The sequence below is a fragment of the Paenalicyclobacillus cellulosilyticus genome (genome assembly GCF_014647315.1).
GTDB lineage: Bacteria > Bacillota > Bacilli > Alicyclobacillales > Alicyclobacillaceae > Alicyclobacillus_J > Alicyclobacillus_J cellulosilyticus.
Window position 1 is genome coordinate 17883 of the sequence record NZ_BMOY01000005.1, and the last position, 21230, is coordinate 39112.

15 protein-coding genes and 1 riboswitch are annotated in these 21230 nt (G+C 65.8%); of the genes, 10 read left to right on the forward strand and 5 right to left on the reverse strand.

The genetic code is table 11. From position 1 onward, the window contains the following. The first annotated feature begins 76 nt into the window (after window positions 1-76). Complete coding sequence (locus tag IEX97_RS02570) at window positions 77-1912, forward strand: ABC transporter ATP-binding protein (RefSeq protein WP_188880962.1); 1836 nt, start codon at window positions 77-79, stop codon at window positions 1910-1912. Between the two features lie 26 nt (window positions 1913-1938). Further along, window positions 1939-3780, forward strand: a complete 1842-nt coding sequence (locus IEX97_RS02575; RefSeq protein WP_188881038.1) for an ABC transporter ATP-binding protein — start codon at window positions 1939-1941, stop codon at window positions 3778-3780. Between the two features lie 98 nt (window positions 3781-3878). On the opposite strand, the gene IEX97_RS02580 is transcribed toward IEX97_RS02575, so the two are convergent. Continuing rightward, window positions 3879-5009 (reverse strand): AbrB family transcriptional regulator, encoded by a 1131-nt coding sequence (locus IEX97_RS02580; protein WP_188880963.1) that lies wholly within the window; start codon window positions 5007-5009, stop codon window positions 3879-3881. A 235-nt stretch (window positions 5010-5244) separates the two neighbouring features. Between IEX97_RS02580 and IEX97_RS02585 the strand changes: the two genes are divergently transcribed. The 5 genes from IEX97_RS02585 (at window position 5245) to IEX97_RS02605 (ending at window position 10947) form a co-directional block, all read left to right on the forward strand. Beyond that, entirely contained in the window at window positions 5245-6252 is a 1008-nt protein-coding gene (locus IEX97_RS02585) for a phosphodiester glycosidase family protein (protein WP_229776289.1), read from the forward strand. A 33-nt stretch (window positions 6253-6285) separates the two neighbouring features. Further along, on the forward strand, window positions 6286-7299 hold the full coding sequence (locus tag IEX97_RS02590; protein ID WP_188880965.1) for a hypothetical protein: 1014 nt from the start codon (window positions 6286-6288) through the stop codon (window positions 7297-7299). Window positions 7300-7778: 479 nt separating this feature from the next. Continuing rightward, a riboswitch (cobalamin riboswitch) is annotated at window positions 7779-7982 on the forward strand. Between the two features lie 184 nt (window positions 7983-8166). Beyond that, the gene (locus IEX97_RS02595; protein WP_188880966.1) at window positions 8167-9141 is read left to right on the forward strand and encodes an ABC transporter substrate-binding protein; all 975 of its coding nucleotides are present in this window, start codon (window positions 8167-8169) and stop codon (window positions 9139-9141) included. Between the two features lie 189 nt (window positions 9142-9330). After that, window positions 9331-9942 (forward strand): DUF47 domain-containing protein, encoded by a 612-nt coding sequence (locus IEX97_RS02600; protein WP_188880968.1) that lies wholly within the window; start codon window positions 9331-9333, stop codon window positions 9940-9942. Window positions 9943-9954: 12 nt separating this feature from the next. Further along, on the forward strand, window positions 9955-10947 hold the full coding sequence (locus IEX97_RS02605) for an inorganic phosphate transporter (RefSeq protein WP_188880969.1): 993 nt from the start codon (window positions 9955-9957) through the stop codon (window positions 10945-10947). Window positions 10948-10953: 6 nt separating this feature from the next. Here the strand turns inward: IEX97_RS02605 and IEX97_RS02610 are convergent, their stop codons facing one another. Next, window positions 10954-11610 carry an SGNH/GDSL hydrolase family protein gene (locus IEX97_RS02610; RefSeq protein WP_188880970.1) on the reverse strand — a complete coding sequence of 219 codons (657 nt, stop codon included), beginning with the start codon at window positions 11608-11610 and terminating at the stop codon, window positions 10954-10956. Window positions 11611-11820: 210 nt separating this feature from the next. Here IEX97_RS02610 and IEX97_RS02615 point away from each other — a divergent pair, with 210 nt between their 5' ends. After that, a complete protein-coding gene (locus IEX97_RS02615; RefSeq protein WP_188880971.1) occupies window positions 11821-13002 on the forward strand; it encodes a hypothetical protein in 1182 nt (393 codons plus the stop codon). 368 nt (window positions 13003-13370) lie between these two features. On the opposite strand, the gene rnz is transcribed toward IEX97_RS02615, so the two are convergent. After that, window positions 13371-14399, reverse strand: coding sequence for a ribonuclease Z (gene rnz / locus IEX97_RS02620; protein WP_188880972.1), 1029 nt, complete (start codon window positions 14397-14399; stop codon window positions 13371-13373). Between the two features lie 115 nt (window positions 14400-14514). Here rnz and IEX97_RS02625 point away from each other — a divergent pair, with 115 nt between their 5' ends. After that, the gene (locus tag IEX97_RS02625; RefSeq protein WP_188880973.1) at window positions 14515-15510 is read left to right on the forward strand and encodes a 2-hydroxyacid dehydrogenase; all 996 of its coding nucleotides are present in this window, start codon (window positions 14515-14517) and stop codon (window positions 15508-15510) included. On the opposite strand, the gene iadA is transcribed toward IEX97_RS02625, so the two are convergent. Next, entirely contained in the window at window positions 15498-16847 is a 1350-nt protein-coding gene (iadA, locus tag IEX97_RS02630) for a beta-aspartyl-peptidase (RefSeq protein WP_188880974.1), read from the reverse strand. The genes IEX97_RS02625 and iadA overlap by 13 nt on opposite strands. Window positions 16848-16926: 79 nt before the next feature. Continuing rightward, window positions 16927-20364: an efflux RND transporter permease subunit gene (locus IEX97_RS02635; protein WP_188880975.1), complete on the reverse strand. Its 3438-nt coding sequence runs from the start codon at window positions 20362-20364 to the stop codon at window positions 16927-16929. Window positions 20365-20587: 223 nt separating this feature from the next. Here IEX97_RS02635 and yfbR point away from each other — a divergent pair, with 223 nt between their 5' ends. Continuing rightward, a complete protein-coding gene (yfbR, locus tag IEX97_RS02640; protein WP_188880976.1) occupies window positions 20588-21187 on the forward strand; it encodes a 5'-deoxynucleotidase in 600 nt (199 codons plus the stop codon). Window positions 21188-21230: the final 43 nt, after the last annotated feature.

The window sequence follows — 21230 nt, forward strand, 5'->3', positions numbered from 1 at the left end:
CATGAAAGGGGTTGCAGCACCGCGGTTCGGACCCATCGCATCATTGGCCTCAGTCAAGGATCGAGGTGAGCGGACCATGGTCAAACTGTTGCGTTTTCTCCATCCTTATCGCTTTCTCATCCCGGTCGAGTTGACGATGATCTTCCTCCAATCGCTCGCCAACCTGTACTTGCCCACGCTGATGTCGGACATCGTCGATTTCGGCATTGTCAAGGGGAACGTGCCGTACATCTTCCGCATGGGAACATGGATGTTGCTCGTCACCGTGGGCGGGGCCGCGTGTTCCGTGCTCGGGAGCCTGTTGGCCTCGCGCATTTCCGCGGGCTTCGGACACCGTTTGCGCGCCGAGGTGTTCGCGCACGTCACGCGGTTTTCCTTGCAGGAGTTCGATCACGTCGGGACCGCGTCGCTCATCACCCGCACCACCAACGACGTCACCCAGGTGCAGCAGATGGTGAACATGATGCTGCGCATGATGGTCATGGCGCCGCTCAGTTGCATCGGCGGCATCATCATGGCGGTCGTCACCAACGCCAAACTGTCGGTGATCATCGTCATCGTCGTCCCGGTGTTGGCGTTCACCGTGGCGGTGATCTTCCGCCGCGGCATGGCGTGGTTCCGGCAGATGCAGGCAAAGATTGACCAACTCAACCGGGTGTTGCGGGAGAATTTGACCGGGATCCGTGTCATCCGCGCCTTCAACCGCATTGAGCACGAACGCCGCCGCTTTGATGCGGCGAGCCGCGATTTGACGGAGACCGCCGTCACGGTGAACAAGATCATGGCCGCGCTGTGGCCGGTGATGATGCTCATCATCAACTTCGCGACCATTGCCATTCTCTGGTTTGGCGCGGTGCGCATCGATCACGGTGCGATGCAGGTCGGCAACCTGATGGCGTTTCTGCAATACGTGATGCAGATCTTCTTCGCCATTATGATGGTCTCGATGATGTCGTTCATGATCCCGCGGGCGTCCGCTTCGGCGGCGCGCATCCAAGAGGTCTTGGCGCTGCGCCCGGCCGTGGCGGACCCGCCGCAGGCGGCAGAACCGGTGCCCGCCGTGGCGACGCGCCCGTCCGCTCCAGACGCGGTTCGGCTGGCGGCGCCGTATGCGGCAGAAGTGCCGGCACGGCTGGCGGCGCCGCACGCGGCGGAGGTGCCGGCCCGGCACGGTGTGGTGACCTTCGAGGGAGTGACGTTTCGCTACCCAGGCGCGGAAGCGCCAGCCTTGGCCGGCATCACCTTCACCGCGTCGCCGGGTGAGGTGACGGCCATCATCGGCAGCACAGGGGCTGGCAAGACGACCCTCGTCCACCTGTTGCTCCGCTTCTACGACGCAGAGCGAGGCAGCATCCGCATCGACGGCGTGGATGTGCGCGACATGAAGCAGGCGGACCTGCGGCGCCGGATTGCGTACGTCCCGCAGCGGACCGTGCTCTTCTCCGGCAGTGTGGCCGACAACGTCCGCTACGGCAAAGAGGACGCGACGGACGACGAGGTGCGCGCGGCACTGGCCATGGCGCAGGCCATCGACTTCGTGGAGGCGATGGAGGGCGGCATCCATGCCGAGGTGGCGCAGGCCGGGACGAACCTCTCCGGAGGCCAGAAACAGCGGATCGCGATTGCACGCGCGTTGGTGCGAAACGCGGACATCTACGTGTTCGACGACAGCTTTTCTGCCCTCGATTACAAGACGGACGCCCGGTTGCGGCAGGCCATCCGGCAGGCGCTGCGCGGCGCGACCGTGATCATCGTCGCCCAGCGCGTGGCCACGGTGATGGACGCCGACCAAATCATCGTCCTGGATGAAGGGCGGATGGCGGGTATCGGCCGTCACGCCGAGCTGTTGGCCACCTGTCCGGTGTACCGGGAAATCGTCGCGTCGCAGTTGGCAGGGGAGGGAATCGCGTGAATCCGGGAGGACGGAACGCGGGCCGGATGGGGCCGGGCGCACGCGGTCCGGGATGGGGCGGCGGCCCGCCGCTCGCCCGCCCGGTGGAGAAGCCGCGTGACTTTCGGGGCACGCTGTGGCGGCTCATGAAGTACTTCCGGCCGCACACCGGCCGCTTGCTGTTTGTGTTCGTCACGTCGGTGGTGAGCACGGTGTTTGGCATCGTCAGCCCGCGCCTGATTGGCAACGCGACCACGCTCATCTTTCAAGGCATGATGGCGCGTCTCCACGGTTTGCCGGGCGGCGTCGATTTCGCGGGACTGCTCCGGATTCTCGCTTGGTTGTTGGGGCTCTATCTCCTGAGCTCCGCCTTCGGTTACGTGCAGCAGTACGTCATGGCGGGCGTGGCGCAGGAGACGGTGTACGCGCTGCGCAAAGAGGTGTACGAGAAACTCGGCCGTCTGCCGCTGCGCTTTTACGATGCACGTCCCCACGGCGACATCTTGAGCCGGTTCGTCAACGATTTCGACAACATCGCCAACACCCTGCAGCAAAGCATCACCCAGTTCATCGGATCGGCCATCACGTTCGTCGGCGTCGTCGTGATGATGCTCTCCATCAGTGTGTGGATGACCTTGGCGACGGTGCTCACGCTGCCGCTGAGCCTGCTCGTGGTGCGGTCCATCGCGGCGAGATCGCAGCGGTACTTCGTCGCGCAGCAACGGACGCTCGGGGCGTTGAACGCGCACGTCGAAGAGATGTACACCGGCCATCCCATCGTGAAGGCGTTCGGCCACGAAGAGGCGTCCATCGCCCGTTTCAAGGAGATCAACGACGAACTGTACGAAGCCGGGTGGAAGGCGCAGTTCGTCTCCGGCATCATCATGCCGTTGATGAACTCCATCGGCAACCTCGGATACGTGTTGGTCAGCGTGATCGGCGGCATCCTCGTGACCAAGCGCGCCATCCAAATCGGCGACGTCCAGGCGTTCATCCAGTACGCCCGCCAGTTCACGCAGCCCATCACCCAGATCTCGAGCATCGCCAACATCATTCAGTCGACCATCGCTTCGGCGGAGCGGGTGTTTGAGCTGCTCGACGAACCGGAGGAGACGCCCGATCCGGCGGCGGGTCCCGCCCTGCGTCCGGTGCGGGGAGAGGTGCGGTTCGAACATGTCCATTTCAGTTATCACCCGGACGTGCCGCTCATCCGCGACCTGAATCTCGTGGCCGAACCTGGGCAGACCATCGCCATCGTCGGTCCGACGGGCGCCGGCAAGACGACGCTCATCAACCTGTTGATGCGCTTCTACGAGGTGGACAGCGGCCGCATCACCATCGACGGGATCGACATCCGCCAGGTGCCGCGGGGGGAGTTGCGCAGCCTGTTCGGCATGGTGCTGCAGGACACGTGGCTGTTCCACGCCACCATCCGCGAGAACATCGCCTACGGCCGTCCCGGCGCGCGCGAGGAGGAGATCATCGCCGCGGCGGTGGCGGCGCACGCGGACCACTTCATCCGGACGCTGCCGGACGGGTACGACACGGTGCTCAATGAAGAAGCGTCGAACATCTCGCAGGGGCAGAAGCAGCTCTTGACCATCGCGCGGGCGTTCCTCGCGGATCCGGCCATCCTCATCCTCGACGAAGCGACGAGCAACGTCGACTCGCGGACGGAGGTGCACATCCAACGGGCGATGAAGCGGCTGATGCAAGGGCGCACCAGCTTCATCATCGCGCACCGGTTGTCGACCATCCAGGATGCCGACCTCATCCTCGTCATGAACCACGGCATGGTGGTGGAACAGGGGACACACCAGGAACTGCTGCAACGCGGCGGGTTCTACGCCGAGCTGTACCAGAGCCAGTTCGCGGGCGCGGCGGTGTAAGCGCACGCGGACATGAGCGGCTGCGCTGCTGTGCGCGCGTCCGTGTGAACAGGTGTGTGCGCGCGCGACGGCGTGCGCGCGGCGCGGCGGGGACCCGGTCAAGAAGCGCGGATCACCCGGCGCGCCAGCCACGGACCGAGCAGGATGATGCTGAACAGGCGCACGGTCTGCAGCGAGACGACGAGGGCGATGTTGGCGCCGCCGCTGAGCGCCGTGAGCGAGACCGAATCGAGGCCGCCCGGGCTGGTCGCCAGCAGACAGGTAAGCAGCCCGTCACCGGTGAGGCGGTCCAAAGCCCACCCCAGCCAGCCGCACACCGCAATCAGCGCCAGGGTGGACGCGGCCATGCGCGGCAGCAGCATGCCGGCGTGCCGCAGCGATGCCCTGTCGAACAAGAGCCCCACATACATGCCAATCACGATGTACGCCGCGGCCGCCATGAAGCTTGGCGTCGTCACGGGCAAGCCGAGGGCATGGGCAACGGTGCTGCCGACGATGCTGCCAAGGAGCGCTCCGGCCGGGATGCGCAGCCGGATGCCGGCGTACGAGCCGATGGCGCCTGCGGTGAGGGAAAGCAGCGCATCGTACCACGGGATGCGGGAGGCGGCGGCAGGCCACAGGACGTGTGCGTGCGAGACAGGCGCGAGCAGACGGGTGGTGAGGGAGGCCGAGAGGACCACCAAGATCAGCCGCACGTACTGCATCACGGCCACCAGTTTCGCGTCCGCACCCAGGTCGGCGCCCATCGCCACCATGCCGGACGCGCCGCCCGGCAACGCGCCAAGGACGGCGGTGGCGCGATCGATCCCGGCGGCGCGGCTGAACCAAACGCCGATGAGCAGGCTCACCGTGAGGGTACCCAAGCTGACCATCAGCGCGGCGTACCAGTGGTGCAGCAGCAAGGGCAGGTCGGACGGACGAAACATCCCGGAAATCACGACGCCCACCACGGACTGGGCCGCGGCGAACACCGGGCGCGGCATCCGCAACCGCCACGAGCTCGACACCGCGAAGGCGATGGATATCCACATCGGACCCACCATCCACCCGGCCGGCACGCCGGCGTGGTCCGCCAACCAACCTCCGGCGAAGGAAAGGCCCGACACCAAGCCCCACCGCGTCAAGCGGCGGATGCGGATGTCGGGCGTGTGTCGGGCCACGGACGATGGTTGCCCAGGGTCAGGCAAGGTGCCTGTGGATGCGTGGTCTTGCGGTTTGCGTGGGTTCACTTGGCTGCCCTCCCTGTGCCCGCGGCAGGTGGTTCCAACCTGCCGCGGTCCACAGGGACCTCTATACGCCAATTCGGGCGGGAAGTCAAGGTGGTGCATATACCCTATGTGGTATATCATGATTTCCATCGCGCAGGTTTGATGGTATGATGCCATCGGCGCCCTGCGGGCGTGCCGCCGGTGCGCGGATGCGGGGGAGTCCGCGCTGGCAAGGTGACATCGTAGGAGTGACATCATGCGTCCAGCTCCCAAGGTGGTTCGTGCGCTCACAGGGTTGGCGTGGGCAGCGCTCTTTCTTGTCTACGTGTGGGTATCCAGTGCCCTCTTTCTCTTTCAAGGGCCTTTTCCGAATCTGCGCGAGTTTGTCATCGATTCTCTGACGACATCGCGGCACGGGTATCTGTTGCGCCCGCTGTCGCTCTATACACTGTCGTGGGCGGAGATCCGCCGCCACGACCCGAACCTGATGAACTTCAACGCCGGGATCTCGTCGGCGGAACAGGCAGCCCGGGACTTTCGCAGCGTGTCCGATCCGACCATCCGGCTGGAGACGGTGAAGGAAGCGACGTTCACCGCCGATGTGATGCTCGTGCGCGATCCGAAGCGGGTCCGGGTGGCGGTGACGAAGTATCTCGGCCGCGTGGGCCAGACGGTCAGTGAGATGGTGGCGGAGTACCATGCGGTCGCCGGGGTCAACGGCGGCGCATTCCGCGACGTCGGCTGGCAGGGAACGGGCGGGATCCCGCTCGGGATCACCATCATGAACGGCAAGGTGATCCAGGCGGTGCCGAACGCGCGTCAACCGGTCATCGCGCTCACACGGCGGGGGGCGCTCATCGCCGGGGCGTATACCTTGCCGCAGTTGGAGCGGTTGGGTGTGACGCAGGCCATTTCGTTCGGTCCGGTGTTGGTGCAAAACGGCGTCGGCCTCATCCGCGGGAACGGCGGCTGGGGATACGCGCCGCGGACCGCCATCGGCCAGCGCGCCGACGGGACCATCATTTTCATCGTCACCGACGGGCGCTTCATCCACGGGCCGGACAACGTGGGGGCGTCCCTGCACGACATCATGGACCTGATGCTCCGCTACGGAGCGGTGGTTGCAGCCAACCTCGACGGCGGATCGTCCACCACGATGGTGTACCGCGGCCGGTTGGTGAACCAGCCGACCGACATCCTCGGCGAGCGCAAGGTCGCGACCGCGTTCATCGTCATGCCGGAAACGACACGGCCTGGTGCATGACGCCGCGGCGGGCAAAGGACGGAGGCGAGAGGAATGAGGCGAGGGCTCGGGATATTTCTCGCCGCGTGCGCGGTGGTGACCGGTACGGAATGGATCACGTTTCGCTATTACGACCATCTGCTCGGAGGCGCCGCGGTGTCGGCCGCGGCTCCGGCGCGGCCCGCCTTCAGCGTGCGCCCGGTCCACGGGGTGTTGCCGGCCGGAGGGAATCCGAACCTGGTTGCGGTGACCGCAGACGGCACGCAGTTGGCGTACGTCGGCCAGGATGCGGTGTTGCGCGTGGTGGATGTCGCGACCGGCCGCGTCACGTTCACGCGTGCACTGCAGGCTCCGGCCGACTATGTCGAATGGATCAGCGGGACGAACCTGTTTGTCGGTACCGTCAAGGACCACGCACAGACGCGTGACCTGGAGTTAAACACCATCGACACTTCCCTGCAAGATTTCCGCGAGGTGCAGACGTTCTCGTATCTGGGCAAGTCTTCCGATTTCCTCCACATCGCGTTCAGCCCGTTCACCAACGACATCTACGTCGTCATCGGCAACGCGGTGTCGACGGTGGTGTACCACTTTGACACCAACGGGGCGTTGTCCGAGGTGCCGCTCGGGTTTCCCCGCGTGGACGCCGTGGGGGTTGCCCAGACGACCGGGGTGATGTACTTCGCGGTCACGACGGGATCGGGTCCGGCCGTCTATGCGTACCAACACGGCCAGAGCACCCTCCTTGTCCGCGGCGCGGTGCTGCTCGGGGTGGTGGGCGACGCGGTGTATTGCGGCGTCCTCGACGCCCAGGGGCGCGTCACAGAGGTGTTGCGTTTCCCGGCCGGAGCAGGCAAAGCGCAACCGGCGGCCAAGTTGCCTGATCCTGTGCCACCCGCGGCGGTGGGGGTGGATGACGAGGGCCACGTGTTCGTCGTCGCGGGTACGGTGTGCCGGGACGTGACGGCACACGTGTCGATCCCGTTGCCCGCCTACGACCGTGCGTCCATCGTCGGGGGTGCGTTGCTCCTGTTTCGGCACGGGGCGCTCATCGGCGTCGGTGCTTAACGTCCTTGGCGCATTTCGGCGCCTGTGCATGTGCAAAAGATACATGCGTGCCTTCCCGGCGTGTGGTTTCCCGCGCGGGTGCTCCCTGCGCAGACGAGGCGTATATCCCGGCAGGACGGCGATGGCGCAGCCTGTCCTGCCGGAAGGTTTTGGGTTTGGTTCACGATGCCTGCGAGGGTGAGTGCTGCGGATCTTCTTTACCGTCTGCATGGATAGCGCTTACACCGAGGCAATACGACACCGTACTGAGGTCGGTTTGGCAATACGGGCAGATCCACTTGCGGATGCTGTACGAGCCGTAAGAGACCTTCTTGCAAGACGGGCATTCCTTCGCGACCATGCATCTTGCCTCCCCGGATTTGCTTGCCCATCAGCATCATACCAGAGCGGACGGCCGATGATATATGTTGCGAAAATTACGTGTTTGCTTCCGTTTGACATGTCTCGTCCCCCCTTATATCATGGTACCGTCGAGCATCAGGAATCGATGCTTTTCAGGTGCTCCGTGTCCGCAGCCGCGGCCGGAGAGAATAGGGAAACCGGTGCAAATCCGGTGCGGTCCCGCCACTGTGATCAGCGCGATGGGCGCCGCCGCCACTGTGTGCCTTGGCCGGTGCATGGGAAGGCGTGCGGCAACGATGCCCGCTGAGAGCCAGGAGACCTGCCTGAAAAGCTTGCACGGCGAACCTTCGAGGAGAGGTTTCCGCCGGGACACCCATGGGGCGTGCGCCGTTTGTGCAAGGATGAACGCACGGTGCAGGCATGGCGCCCTTGTTCAGGCGTGATCCGCGGAAACCCTTGCCCGGTGCCGGGCAAGGGATTCTTTTTGAAGGGGAGCCGCACACCATACCAAGGGGGTTCCCAAGGATGCCACGTCGCAAATGGATGGTTGCCGCGGTGGTGTTGGCCGGGGTGATGAGTCTCGCGCCTGTGGTGAGCGCGCACAATCAGCAGCCCGCGGGGCGCGTGACCCAAAAGACTCAACAGCGGGCGGCTTTGTTTCCCGTGACGTTGAAGGATGACGCCGGGCACACGGTGACCGTGCGCAAGATGCCACACCACATCGCCTCGGTGACCGAGGGGACGGACGAGATCTTATCCGCCTTGGTGCCCAAACAAGACATCGCCTTGGTGACGACCGCCGCGAGCGATCCCGCCTATTCGAACGTCGTGTCGTGGGCCAAAGGGTTGCCGGCGATTGCGGAGGCGGACGCAGAGCGGATCTTGGCGGTCCATCCCGACTTGGTTCTCTTGGCTTCGTACACCAAGCCGGGCGTGGTGGATCAAATTGAACAGACGGGGGTGCCTGCGTACGAGTTCGCCAACTTCAATTCCATCGCCGACATCGAACGGAACATCCAAGTCGTCGGCAAGCTCACCGGCCATGAAGACAAGGCGAGCGCGGTCGTCGCGCGGATGAACAACCTGTTGGCGCAGATTGCGCGCGCCGTGCAACAAGTGAGCAAGGGTAAGCCGAAGCCGCGGGTGCTCGACTACAGTTCATGGGGATATGTCGCCGGCGCGGGCACCACGGTGGACGACATCATCACCCACGCCGGAGCTGTTAACGCGGCCGCCGGGATCAAAGGTTGGCAAAAGGTGACCGAGGAAGAGATCGTCAAGCTCAACCCGGACGTGATCATCGTCTCCAGCGACGAAAAAGGGTTTGTGGCCAAGCTCTTGAACGATGATGCGCTGAGCGGTGTGCGTGCCATTGCCCACGGGCGCGTGTACTACATCAAGAGCGCGGACCTCAGCAGCGTCTCGCAATACATCGTGGACGGTGTGCGGGATGTGGCGCACCGCCTCTATCCGGCTGCCAAGTTGCCGCAACCGTGGTGACCTTGGCCCTGGCCGTACCGGGGATGACGGCCAGGGCTTTCGCATGTCCGCCGATGGTTCAGCGGTGGGGATAAAAGACGAAATAGTAAGTCTATATTTACATAATCTTTACGTGCTTTGGGTGTAACGTTTACAGAGTTGGCTTATGCTGAGCCTGTATCGCAACCGGACACGAGGAAGGGGATTGGTGTGGCGAAACGCAGCCAGCAATTGTTCGACTACCTGCGGCAGATTGCGGCCAACGTGAAGGTGGCTGCCGAGGTGTTTCACGAAGGGCTCGCCGATCTGTCGTACCCTGAGCGGCTCGCGGCGAAGATCAAAGACTTGGAACACCGCGGCGATGAACTGACGACCGACCTGATGAACCTGCTCAACGCCACGTACATCACGCCGTTGGAGCGGGAGGACTTCCTCGCGCTCGCCGTCAAGCTGGACGACATCGTCGACGGCCTGGAGGCCTGCTCGGTCCGTTTCGATCTGTACAATGTGCGGGAGGCGACGCCGGCCATGCGGGCGTTCGCGGCGCACATCCTCGCCAGCGTCGGCGAGATCGCGGCGGCCATTGAAAAACTGAATGCGCGCAGGTTGACGGACATCCGCGAGCACACCCTGCGCATCAACCGCCTGGAGAAGGAGGCGGACGAGACCCTGCGCGCTTCCCTGCGTGAGCTGTTCCAGCACGCGTCCGATCCGGTCGCTTTGATCAAGCTCAAAGAGGTGTATGAAATCCTCGAGTCGGTGACCGACAAGTGTGAGGACGTGGGCGATGTGCTGGATTCGGTGATCGTGAAAAATGCGTGAGGAAGGTGCCCGATGCTCACCGTCATCATCCTGATTGTCATTCTGGCATTGGTCTTCGACTTCACCAACGGGTTTCACGATACGGCGAATGCCATTGCCACCACCGTGTCCACACGTGCGCTCTCGCCTCGCACCGCGGTGCTGATGGCAGGTGCACTCAACCTCGTCGGCGCGCTCACCTTCACAGGGGTCGCCAAGACCATCGGAGGCAAGATTGCCGATCCGCTGCACGTTCCGCACGGCACCCTCGCGGTGTTGGGTGCGCTCATCGCAGCCATCTCGTGGAATCTCATCACATGGTACTTTGGCTTGCCGAGTTCTTCGTCCCACGCGCTCATCGGTTCGCTCACGGGCGCGGTCATCGGTGCAGCTGGGTTTGGCGCCGTGAATGCGGCGGGGTTTTCCAGCATCGTGCAGGCGCTCATCATTTCCCCGTTCAGCGCATTCATCGTCGGGTACTTGTTCATGTGGGTGCTCAGGCTTCTGTTCGGCAATCTGTCGCCGCACAAGGTGAACCGCGGCTTCCGGTTCCTGCAGATTTTTGCCGCTGCGTTCCAGTCGTTCACCCACGGCACGAACGACGCCCAGAAGACGATGGGCATCATCACGTTCGCACTCATCGCGGGCGGATATCAGACGACGATGGACATCCCGCTGTGGGTGAAGGTGGTATGCGCCATCGCGATGGGCGTTGGCACAGCTTCGGGTGGTTGGCGGATCATCAAGACGGTGGGTTCCAAGATCATCAAACTTGAGCCTATCAATGGCTTCGCGTCCGACCTGACCTCGGCCAGCGTCATCCTCACGGCGACCCTGCTCAAGGCGCCGGTCAGTTCGACGCACGTCATCTCGTCCGCCATTATGGGGACGGGCGCCGCCAAGCGGTTCCACCAGGTCAAGTGGGGTGTCGCCGGCAACATCGTCCTGGCATGGCTCATCACCATCCCCATCAGCGGCACCATCGCCTGCTTGCTCACCAAGCTGCTGGTCTGGGCGGTCGCATGACCCTCGTCACCCACACAACAAGGGGATGAGCCCGGCGGCAATCCGCCGGTGTCCGCGGTCGTTCGGGTGCACCGGAGCGTATCCGGTGCACCACACGTCTTCCAATCGCCCGCGCCGGTACCCGGCGATGAGCTCGGCTTCTTGTCCGGCAAACCAAGCGTCAACCGGAGCCACCACGCAACCCGTCCTGGCTGCCACCTCGCGGGTGGCGCGGTTGAGTGCGGCGACGGCCGCACTCGCCGCCGGCGAACGCGGAAACGGGTTGTACTGGGTACAGAGCACGACGCGGGCGGCGGAGTGCTGACGGATGAAGGCGGCAAGCGCCGTCAAACGGGCAGCGTACTGCGCGATGGTACGTGCCGTCCATGCAGGCAGCGCCCGGACAGGATGGGGGGACGCCGCGGCGCGCAGGCCAGCCTGCACCAAGTCATCCCCGCCGACCCACACCGTGATGGCCGTGCTCGCCGCGAGCGGTCCGGGCCCAAAGCGGATCACGGTGGCGAGCAGGTCGCCGCTTGTCCACCCAGGCTCCGCCAGCACGAAGCCGCGCCAGGTGTGCGCGGGTGGCAGCCCGCAGGTCACCAGGTCCGGATACGCCCGCCCGGGAGCGCTTGCTCCCGCGCCCGCGGTGATGGAATCGCCCAGCGCTGTGTAGGTATGCATCGCCCTCACGCTCCCTTTCCTTTATCCCTGCATGCGTTCTCTTTGTGCATCTTGCATCTCGAAGTCGTATCCGAGAGACCGTACCCGACATCGGATGCGCTCGCCGCGGCGGACGTGCCGGCCAAAGGCATGGCGCGCCTGTCCCGGCGGGCCGCCAACCGGGTTGCGTCCGCCGGTCGCTTCATACACTCGGAAAGGGAGGTGGCGCCGATGCCGATGGCTCCAGAGCATGTGTACCTGTACGCGGCGGTGCCGGGGGATTACGAAAAGGCGTTGGCAGCGGCGGATGTGGCCGGGATCCCCAGGAAGAACGTGATTGGAAACTTTCAAAGGGCATGGTCTCTTGTGGGTACCGGGACGGACTTGGTGATTGCGGTCGGCGGGGCGGCGCTGTTCGCCCTCTACTACAATCCGTGCGGATGGCCCAATCCTGCCGGACAGCCCGGGGGGCATACCCCGTTTGAGACGTTTCCGGCCGGGCAAGGGGTGGATGCCGCGAAGGCCGGGTTTTTCGTGAATGCTGCCGGGTATACCGCGCTCGACAGCCTGAAGCTGTGCGTGATGTTGGCGTATTACGCGGTGCACGGGGTGTTTCCGCACCAGTGGACCGGCTTGCCCCGGCAGGAGGTGCCGCAGCAGCGGTGCGTCGCGGGCAGCGTGCCGAATCTGGTCTACCGTGTGGACGCGTCTCTTGTTCCCACGGTGCGCAGCGACGGACCCCAGGTCGGCATCTATGCGTCGTTTTGCGACGCGGAGGCCGTCCGCCGCGCCCTGCAGCTTGGTTGGCCCGGGGTCGCTGCCACCGGGGGGCTCGGGATCCGGGAACGGCCGTACACGCATGTGCTGCCTGGGTCTCCGGATAAGACCATCGCCAGTGTCCTGAGCCAAACCGGCGGCGCGTGGTGGTTGTCGTTCTGGACGGTGAGCTGGCCGACGGCCGGGGACGCCTACCGTGAAGGAGGTTACGTGGCCGGGCAGTACGTGGCCAAGCAATTCAACGGATTTCCCGGGCAAGTTCTCCCCAACTACGTCATTCTCGATCCAGAAGGGTACAACGTACCCGCGTCATCGTTTCAGGACTGGCAGACGTGGGTGACCGGTTGGGCAGAGGGTGTCCGGTCGGTGCACCCTGACCTCACGCCGGCACTGTACTGCAACCAGTCCCAGTACGTCCGATTCGGACTGGAAAAGCTCGATCTGCCGGTGTTTGTCGCTGTCTCCCCCATCCGCGGCCAGGCGCCGGCGGTCAAAGGAGGCAACATCCGAGGGTACTGTGCGTTTTACGCCGCTTGTCCCGCCGCGGCAGACGTGGCGACGGTCCGGTCGTGGGGCGGGGTGTTCAACACCGTGCAGTTCCGCGACAGCGGCGTGGACTGCGGGCCGGCGGTATAGGCGGATCAAATCCGGTTGGGTTCCCAACATTTCTGCAGTGACGAAGGCACGCGGTGCATGATAAGCTCCACGTGTTGGGACGGACCGAGGGAGTTTTGCTGGGTTGGCGTACAGGGAGGCTGCGGAATGCTGTTTCGCGTCGGTCAAGTGCGGTGGTCCACAGGGGTTTTGACCCATCCGGGCATCCTTCCTGCCGATCTCGTCGCGGCGTTCGCCCGGTACATACGGGGTGATTGGGGCGAGGTGGGCGCCGAGCGGGGCTTGCGCAACGACGTCGCCCTCGTCAACGGCGACGCCGTCTTCGGACTCTACCGCACTGCGCACGGCGATTGGGTCTGCATGCGTACCGACGGCCGGGGGACGTACGTCTATTTGCCGGAGGAGCACGTGCCGGAAGAGAACGTGCCGGCGCATGGCTCCCCTCTGTCCGCGCGGGGGCGGCAGCCGCTGTCGTCGCAAGCGCCGGCCGCCGGCACGCCCTGCTCAGGTACGTCGTGCACAGAATGATCCAACGCCAGGCTCACCGGGCAGAACACCGCGGCCGCTTCCGCGAGCAGGCGCGGTTCATCCTCTGCATCGTAGCGGGGGCTGATGTGCGTCAGGACGAGGTTCATGGCACCGGCGGCGCGTGCGATCAACGCGGCTTGGCGCGCGGTCGAGTGGCCGTACCGGTGCGCCAAGTCGGCGTGCGCATCGGCGAAGGTCGCCTCATGCACCAAGAGATCGGCGCCGCGTGCGAGGTCCATGCTCGCGGTGCACGGACGGGTGTCGCCCAATACGGCAACCGCCCGCCCGGGCCGGGGCGGGTCGACCAGGTCGCGTCCGTCGAGCGTGCGGCCGTCCGGGAGTTCGATGCGCTCACCGCGCTTGAGGCGGCCGTAGACGGGACCGGGCGGCACGCCGAGGCGGGCCAGGTCCTCCACGCGCAGCCGCCCTGGCCGTTCCTGCTCCGTGATCCGATAGCCAAAACACGGAACCCCATGGTCGAGGCGGGCGGCCTCGACCCGGTATGACGCGTCTTGGCAGACCATCCCCTCTTTGATCTCCATGACCTCCATCGGATAAGCCAGCCATGTGCCGCTCGCCGCGAGCGCATCGCGCACGAATGCGCACAAACCGGGCGGGCCGTAGAGCGTGAGCGGCGCGTCGGTCTGGGAGCTGCGGGTCGCTAACAGGCCGGGCAACCCGAAGATGTGATCGCCGTGCAGGTGCGTGATGAACACCTTCTCCAAACGGCTGAGTTTCAGCGGGGACGCCAACACCTGGTGCTGCGTGCCTTCCCCGCAGTCGAAGAGCCAAATGCCCCCGCGCGGGCCATCCAGCCGCAGGGCCAGGGCGCTCACGTTGCGCCGCGGCGACGGCACGCCTGCGCCCGTGCCGAGAAAGTACACGTCCAACGCCTTCCGCCTCCTCTTCCCTTTCAGTGTACCAGCGCGCGCCGCGCGGCACCACGCCGCAGTCCAAGATGCCCAATATGCGGTATGATAGGCATGCCGAGAGGAGGCGAGACAAGTGGGGTATCGCGTGTACGTGACGCGCAAGCTGCCCGAGGCGGCGCTTTCCATCCTGCGTACAGCGGCGGACGTGACCGTCTATCCGGAAGAGGACGAACCGGTGCCGCGCGCGCGATTGCTGGCGGATGTGGCGGGCACGGACGCCATCGTCAGCCTGCTCACCGACCGCATGGACGCCGAGGTGATGGATGCCGCAGGTCCGAATCTGAAGGTCATCGCCAACGTCGCGGTCGGATACGACAACATCGACGTGGCGGCGGCTGCGGCGCGCGGCATCACGGTGACCAACACCCCCGGGGTGCTGACGGAGACGACGGCCGATTTGGCGTTCGCGCTCCTGCTCGCCGCCGCTCGCCGTCTGACCGAGGCCGAGCGGTATCTGCGCGCCGGGCGCTGGCGGACGTGGAGCCCGATGCTGCTCACCGGCCAAGACGTGTACGGCGCGACACTGGGAATTGTCGGGATGGGGCGGATTGGTGAAGCCGTGGCCAAACGGGCCTCCGGTTTCGACATGCGCATTTTGTACACCAGCCGATCCCGGCACCCGGAGGCGGAGACCCGCTACGGGTGTGTGTACCGTCCGCTCGACGCGTTGCTCGCGGAAGCGGATTTCGTCGTCGTGCTCACACCGCTCACGCCCGAGACGCGCGGACTCATCGGGCGCCGCGAATTGGCGCTCATGAAGCAAAGCGCGGTGCTCGTGAACGTCGCGCGCGGTCCGGTGGTGGACGAAACGGCCCTGGTCGAAGCCCTGGCATCCCGCCGCATCTTCGCCGCCGGGCTCGACGTGTACCATCAAGAGCCGCTGCCGATGGACCACCCGCTGTTGCAACTCGACAACGCGGTGCTGTTGCCGCACATCGGATCGGCATCGATTCGCACGCGGACGCGCATGGCGGAGATGGCGGCGGCGGACGTGGTGGCGGTGCTGCGCGGCGAGGAGCCTGCCCACCCGGTGGTGCGCGGGTGGCGGCACGCGCCTCAGCAGCCGTAACGGCGCTGGCTTGGACCACCGTCTTGATCCGGCGCTGCTGACCGCGCGTTGGGTGCGGATGGTACGCTTGCGGTGGCGCCAGGGTCGAACATCGCCCGTCCGCGTCCGCTGTCCACGCGGCCGCTGTCGCGGCTTGCCGGCGCGGACGGGACGAGCGCGGCGTTCTCATACGTCCCGAACACCAGCGGCTCCCCGTCGCGCACCATCCACCTGCCGTGCGCAAACACGTGACGGATTTGGAATTGTGCGTCCGTCAACAGCAGGTCGGCGTCCCCGCCCTCGCGCACCATCCCTTTCTGCCGGAGCTTGAGGACGCGCGCCACGTGGCTGGTCACCATGCCCACCGCGGTCGCGACGGGCACCTCCTCCTGCACGATGGCGTCGCGCGTCTCCTCCCACAAGGTGGAGATGGAACCGATGCCCATGGCGATGAGCCGGCCCTGGTCGTCGAAGATGGGGGAACTGCCGTTGCTGTCCGAGCTCATGGTGATGTGTTCCGGCGGGACGCCGGCGTCGAGGAGGCGGCGGATGGCGCGGGACGGCTTGACGGAGACGTGATCGTGCGGGTCGGGACGGATCCCGGACGTGACGTCGACCAAGCCGCCCGCTTTGCCGTAGCGGATGGCGTCCGCAAGCAGGTCCGGGTTGCGGTTGAGGTGGGTCGGGGTGAACATCTCGATGGGCAGCTCCGTCTGCCGGACGAGATGAAACAGGATGGACAACCGGGTGTCGTCATCGCCCACATGCAGGTGGAGCACGCCCGCCTTGCCGGCCAGGAGGCCGCCGACGTGCGCCTCGCTGGCCAGCTCCGCCAACTCCCGCTCGCTCGGGTGGCTGGAGCGCGTGTCGGAGATGGCGATTTCCCCGACTCCTATCACTTTGTCGATGTGGACCAGGTCCGAACGGGGGCTGCCGGTCAGCGTCCGCGTCGGAACCTGGTAGGCGCCGCAATAGATGTACGTGGTGATGCCTTCCGCTTCCAGCCCGCGGGCTTTGGCCAAAAGCTCCGCGGTCGATCTCGTCACGCCGTCCGTCCCCAGCACCCCGACGACGGTGGTCACGCCGGCGGTGGTGATGTGGCTGAGCGAGATCTCAGGCGTCCGGAAGTGAAAGCCGCCTTCGCCGCCGCCGCCGGCGATGTGGACGTGCTGATCGATGAGGCCGGGGAACAAGTACATCCCGCGCGCGTCAATCTCCTCAACGAGCGGTATGCTGCCATGGAGCGACAGGTCGTCGCCCACCGCCAACACCTGGCCGCCGCCGATGAGCACGTCCTTGCGGCCAAGGGGCATGGGCGCGTAGACGTCCGCGCCTTTGATCAAGGTGAGCCGGGCCATGCGGTTCCGCCTCCTTTCGTGTTCCACCGGAGACGGACCTTAGTTTGGCCATAGACGCAGGATGCATGCCGGCTGCTGTTCAGTTGACGGCGAGTGCGCCTGCGCGCGCCTCCTCGCGCCGCGCACGCCGGTGCAAGAGCTCGTACATCACCGGGACGATGCAAAGGGTCAGCACGGTCGAGCTGACCAATCCGCCGATGACGACCACCGCCAGACCTTGCGAGATGAGCACGCCTTCCGACGCCCCGAACGCGAGCGGCAGGAGGGCGCAGATGGTGGCGATGGCGGTCATCAGGATGGGACGCAGGCGGACCGTGCTCGCTTCGAGCAGCGCCTGGCGCACGCCGAGGCCGCGCTGGCGCAACTGTTCGACGCGGCTGACGAGGACGATGGCGTTCGTGACGACGATGCCCATCAGCATCAGGATGCCGATGAGCGACGAGACGCTGACGGGTTGGCGGGCCAACACGGTGCCGAAGAACGCGCCGATGAGCGCCACCGGCATCGCGAACAGAATGGCGAACGGCGCCGACCATTCGCCGAACGAGAGCAGCATCACGAAGTACACCATGGCCGCGGCGACGAGGATGGCCTCGACGAGCTGACGGAAGCTGTCGCGCTGTTGCTGGTTGGCGGCCGACGGTCCGACGTGGACGCCCGGCGGCAGCGCGAGACGGTGGATGGCTGCTATGGCGACGCGGGCGACGCGCGCGGTATCGGCCACCGTGTAGTCGGCCGTGACTTCGGCGTACGGTTCTCCGTCCAGGTGCAGGACCGAAGTCGGAGTGGGCAGCGAGCTTACCCTGGCCACGTCGGCCAAGCGCACCGTGGTGCCATCGGGAGCCTGGAGGGTCAGGTCGCGCAGACTGGCGAGGCGCGAAGGGCCGTCTGGCGGCGGCAGGACGACGACGTCGTACGCAGAACCGCGGATGGTGAGCGAAGCGACGTCCTGCGCTGCCACAGCGTCCCGCACCGCGAGATAGATCTGCTGCGCGGTCAGTTGGTGGCGTGCCGCCGCGGACAAATCGGGCACCACCTCGATCTGCGGCTGGGTCTGCGACAGGTTGCTCGCCACGTTGGCCAAACCCGGGACGGTGCGCAAGCGGGTGACGACGCGATCTGCCGCCTGCCGCACCGCGTCCGGGTTGTCGCCGGTGACGACCCAATCCAGGTTGGTGTCCGCACCTCCGGTCGCCATCGTCCGCACCTGGATGTCCGCGCCCCCCTTTGTGAGCGGCTGCAACCGCTGGCGCAACCGGGCTGCGTACACGGACGGATCGGTCCGGTCGTCGAGGCGGACGCTCACGGTGGCCTGGTTGGTGGCAGCGAGCATGTTGAAGCGGTTCACGCCTTGGCCGACGGCGGTGTTGACCAGCGTGACGCCGTGCGCGGCGACCGCCGCCTGTTCCACCTGCCGCGCCAGCCGCTCCGTTTCGGCGAGCGGTGTCCCGGCAGGCAAGCGGACGGAGATGACGGCGAACCGCTCCGCGGAATTGGGCAGGAACGTGCTGCCCACCAGCGGCAACACCGCAATGGAAGCCACGAGCGCCACGGCGGCGATGGCGAGGACCGCCGCTTTGTGGTCGAGGCACCAGGCGAGCGCCCGCTGATAGCGGATGGCCCACGGCCGCAGGGTGGTTTGCGGCTCAACCTGCGATCCGCGCGGCCCGCGGCCGACCATGAGCCACACCGCCAGCATCGGCACCACCGTCAAGGCCACCAGGAGCGAGGAGAGCAGGGCGCAGACCACCGTGATGGCGAACGGGAAAAAGATCTTTCCCACCATGCCGCTCACCAGCCCAAGAGGCAGGAACACCGCCACGGTCGTCAGCGTGGAGCTGATGATGGCCGTGCCCACCTCGTGCGTGGCGCGCAACACCAGCTCCTGCCCCCCGCCTTCTCCTCGCCGCCATGTCCGGTAGATGTTTTCGATCACGACGATGCTGTCGTCCACCACCCGGCCGGTGGCGACGGCGAGGCCCCCCAGCGTCATGATATTCAGGGTGATGCCGAGGCGGTGGATCAGGATGAGCGACGTCAGGATGGACAGCGGGATGGAGACCACCGCGATGAGGGTGGTCAAGCCGTGGCGCAAAAACAGCAGGATGACCATCACGGCGAACACCGCTCCGAGCGCCGCCTCCCGCAGCAATCCGTGCACCGAAGCCTGGATCATCTGGGACGCGTCGAACAGCGGCAAGACCTGCACGCCGTGAACGCCGCGCACGAGTTGCGCGACCTTTGCCTGGACAGCGCGCGCGACGTCGACCGTATTGGCGTCCTCCGCTTTGGTGACGGTGACGAGGATGCTGGGACGTCCGTCGGTGCGGTTGATGGACGCTTGCGGCGGCGGCCCGATGGTCACGTCCGCCACATCGGCGAGCCGGATGAAGCGCGGCGCGGACGGTGCGCCATCCGGGGTTCCGGATGCGGTTGCGCGCGTGCCGTGGGACCCCGCTCGGCCACCCGCCGCACCGCCTAAGTCCGCCGTCTCTGCGGACAGACGGTCGAGTTGCGCACCGATCTGTGCTTCCGCCTGGCGCAGCGCCGCCACCTGCTGCCGCAGCTTGGCGATGGCCTGCGGATCCTGGGGTCCGGCGGGTGAACCCTCCGCCTCTGCGAGCGCGATCTCGGCGCCGAGGCGTTGTCCTTGCACCGCGAGGAGCTGGCGCACGAGCTTGTTCTCGGCGGCGAGGATGGCGACCGCCTGGCCCGTCCGGCGCACGGCGTCGGCTTCGGACGACAAAGCGGCCGACAACGCGGCGGCCGGGTTGGCGGGCAGCGGGATCGGCAGGTTCCGCACATCCGCGAGGCTGTGCAGTTGGGTCGCCACCTGCACGGGCTGCACCTTCCCGTCGATGGTGGCGCTGCCGGCAGGCAGGTCGGTCTCTGCCGCGGTGACGGCCTGCAGCACCTGCTCCTCGGACAGGTGGTACTTCGCAAGGTCTGCCGGCCGGAACGCGATGCGGATGACGTCGGGATCGGCACCCATCGCTGAGGCGTTCGCGACACCAGAGACCCCTTGCAAAGCCGGGAGCAGGGTATCGTTCACGAACCGCTTGGGCGCCCCGTCGCCCATCTTGCCGGCGACGACCGCGTATTCGAGGACCGGCTGGCTGTTGAACGAGAAGGACTGGACATTCGGGTGACCGGCGTTGTCCGGCAGCCGCACTTGGTCCAGCCGTTCCCTGACCTTCGCCTCCACCGCCGTGAGGTCGGCGTCCATATTGAGCGCAAGCTCTATCTGGGAGACGTTGGCCAAGGAGGTGGACGAGATGCTGTCGACGCCCGGAACACCGCGCAAGGCCTGCTCCAGGGGCGAGGTGACGTCAGCGGCCACCTGACGGGGGGAAGCGCCAGGATAGGTGGTCGTGATGGACAGGACAGGTACGGAGATGTCCGGCATCAGCTCCTCTTTGAGCTGGAAGGCGGAGAGGATGCCGGCGATGCAGGTGATGGCCGCCAGGATGGAGACGGCGACGGGATTGCGGAGGGCAAAGCGGGTCAACCATGGCACGGGTGGTTTCCTCCTCCCGGGGCAGCACGGCTGCCGTGGTGACGGTGGTGCACGGCGCCGTGCAGGGTAGCGTTGGGCCGACGCGCGCAAGCGATTCGTTTAGTTGATAAAGTATAGACGGAAACCATTCTAGCGAAACGGCTGCGGGTGTGCAATGGGCGTGCGGCGACCGCAGCGCATGCCGCGGCGGTATGCTACACTTTCGCCGAGGACGTCGAGGAGCGTGGGTGCATTGCAGAGTGTGTTCTTCGCGTTGTTGCACAGGCTGCGGTCGACACCGCGCTGGAGCGGCATGATGGCGCTGCAGGCGGAGGATGTGGCGCAGCACAGTTACAGCGTGGCCGTGATTGCGCATGCGCTGTGCGTGATTGACCGCGAGTTGTTCGGCAAGCAACCGGACGAAGCGCGGGTGGTGGCTGCGGCGCTCCTGCACGACGCATCGGAGTGCCTGCTGACCGATGTGATCTCGCCGGTGAAAAAGTACAGCCCGGAGGTCGAGGCGGCGTTCAACCATTTGGAGAAGGTGGCGGAGCGCCAGCTGCTCAAGACGCTGCCCGAACCGCTGCAACCAGCCTACCAAGTCCTGTTTGACCGCAGCGATCCCGATGTCTTTGCGTATGTTCACGCGGCGGACAAGCTGGACGCCTTGTGCAAGTGCAAGATGGAGGTGCGGCGCGGGAACCAGGATTTCGCCATCGCGCTCGGTCAAATCGCCGCCGGGTTGGAGCAAAAGGCAGCGGAAATGCCGTGTGTGCGTTATTTCCTCGATACGTTCATCCCGGCGTTTGAGCGCAGTGTGGACGAGTACCGCTATTTGTCGTGAACGAGCAGCGGGCAGGACGGGGGCTGCGCGCTCCCTCCTGCCC

Excerpts from the sequence above, each read along its gene's own strand:
- IEX97_RS02570 (WP_188880962.1), top strand. The coding sequence starts at position 77 with ATGGTCAAACTGTTGCGTTTTCTCCATCCTTATCGCTTTCTCATCCCG.
- IEX97_RS02575 (WP_188881038.1), top strand. The coding sequence starts at position 1,939 with ATGGGGCCGGGCGCACGCGGTCCGGGATGGGGCGGCGGCCCGCCGCTC.
- IEX97_RS02585 (WP_229776289.1), top strand. The coding sequence starts at position 5,245 with ATGCGTCCAGCTCCCAAGGTGGTTCGTGCGCTCACAGGGTTGGCGTGG.
- IEX97_RS02590 (WP_188880965.1), top strand. The coding sequence starts at position 6,286 with ATGAGGCGAGGGCTCGGGATATTTCTCGCCGCGTGCGCGGTGGTGACC.
- IEX97_RS02595 (WP_188880966.1), top strand. The coding sequence starts at position 8,167 with ATGCCACGTCGCAAATGGATGGTTGCCGCGGTGGTGTTGGCCGGGGTG.
- IEX97_RS02605 (WP_188880969.1), top strand. The coding sequence starts at position 9,955 with ATGCTCACCGTCATCATCCTGATTGTCATTCTGGCATTGGTCTTCGAC.
- IEX97_RS02610 (WP_188880970.1), bottom strand. The coding sequence starts at position 11,610 with ATGCATACCTACACAGCGCTGGGCGATTCCATCACCGCGGGCGCGGGA.
- IEX97_RS02615 (WP_188880971.1), top strand. The coding sequence starts at position 11,821 with ATGCCGATGGCTCCAGAGCATGTGTACCTGTACGCGGCGGTGCCGGGG.
- iadA (WP_188880974.1), bottom strand. The coding sequence starts at position 16,847 with ATGGCCCGGCTCACCTTGATCAAAGGCGCGGACGTCTACGCGCCCATG.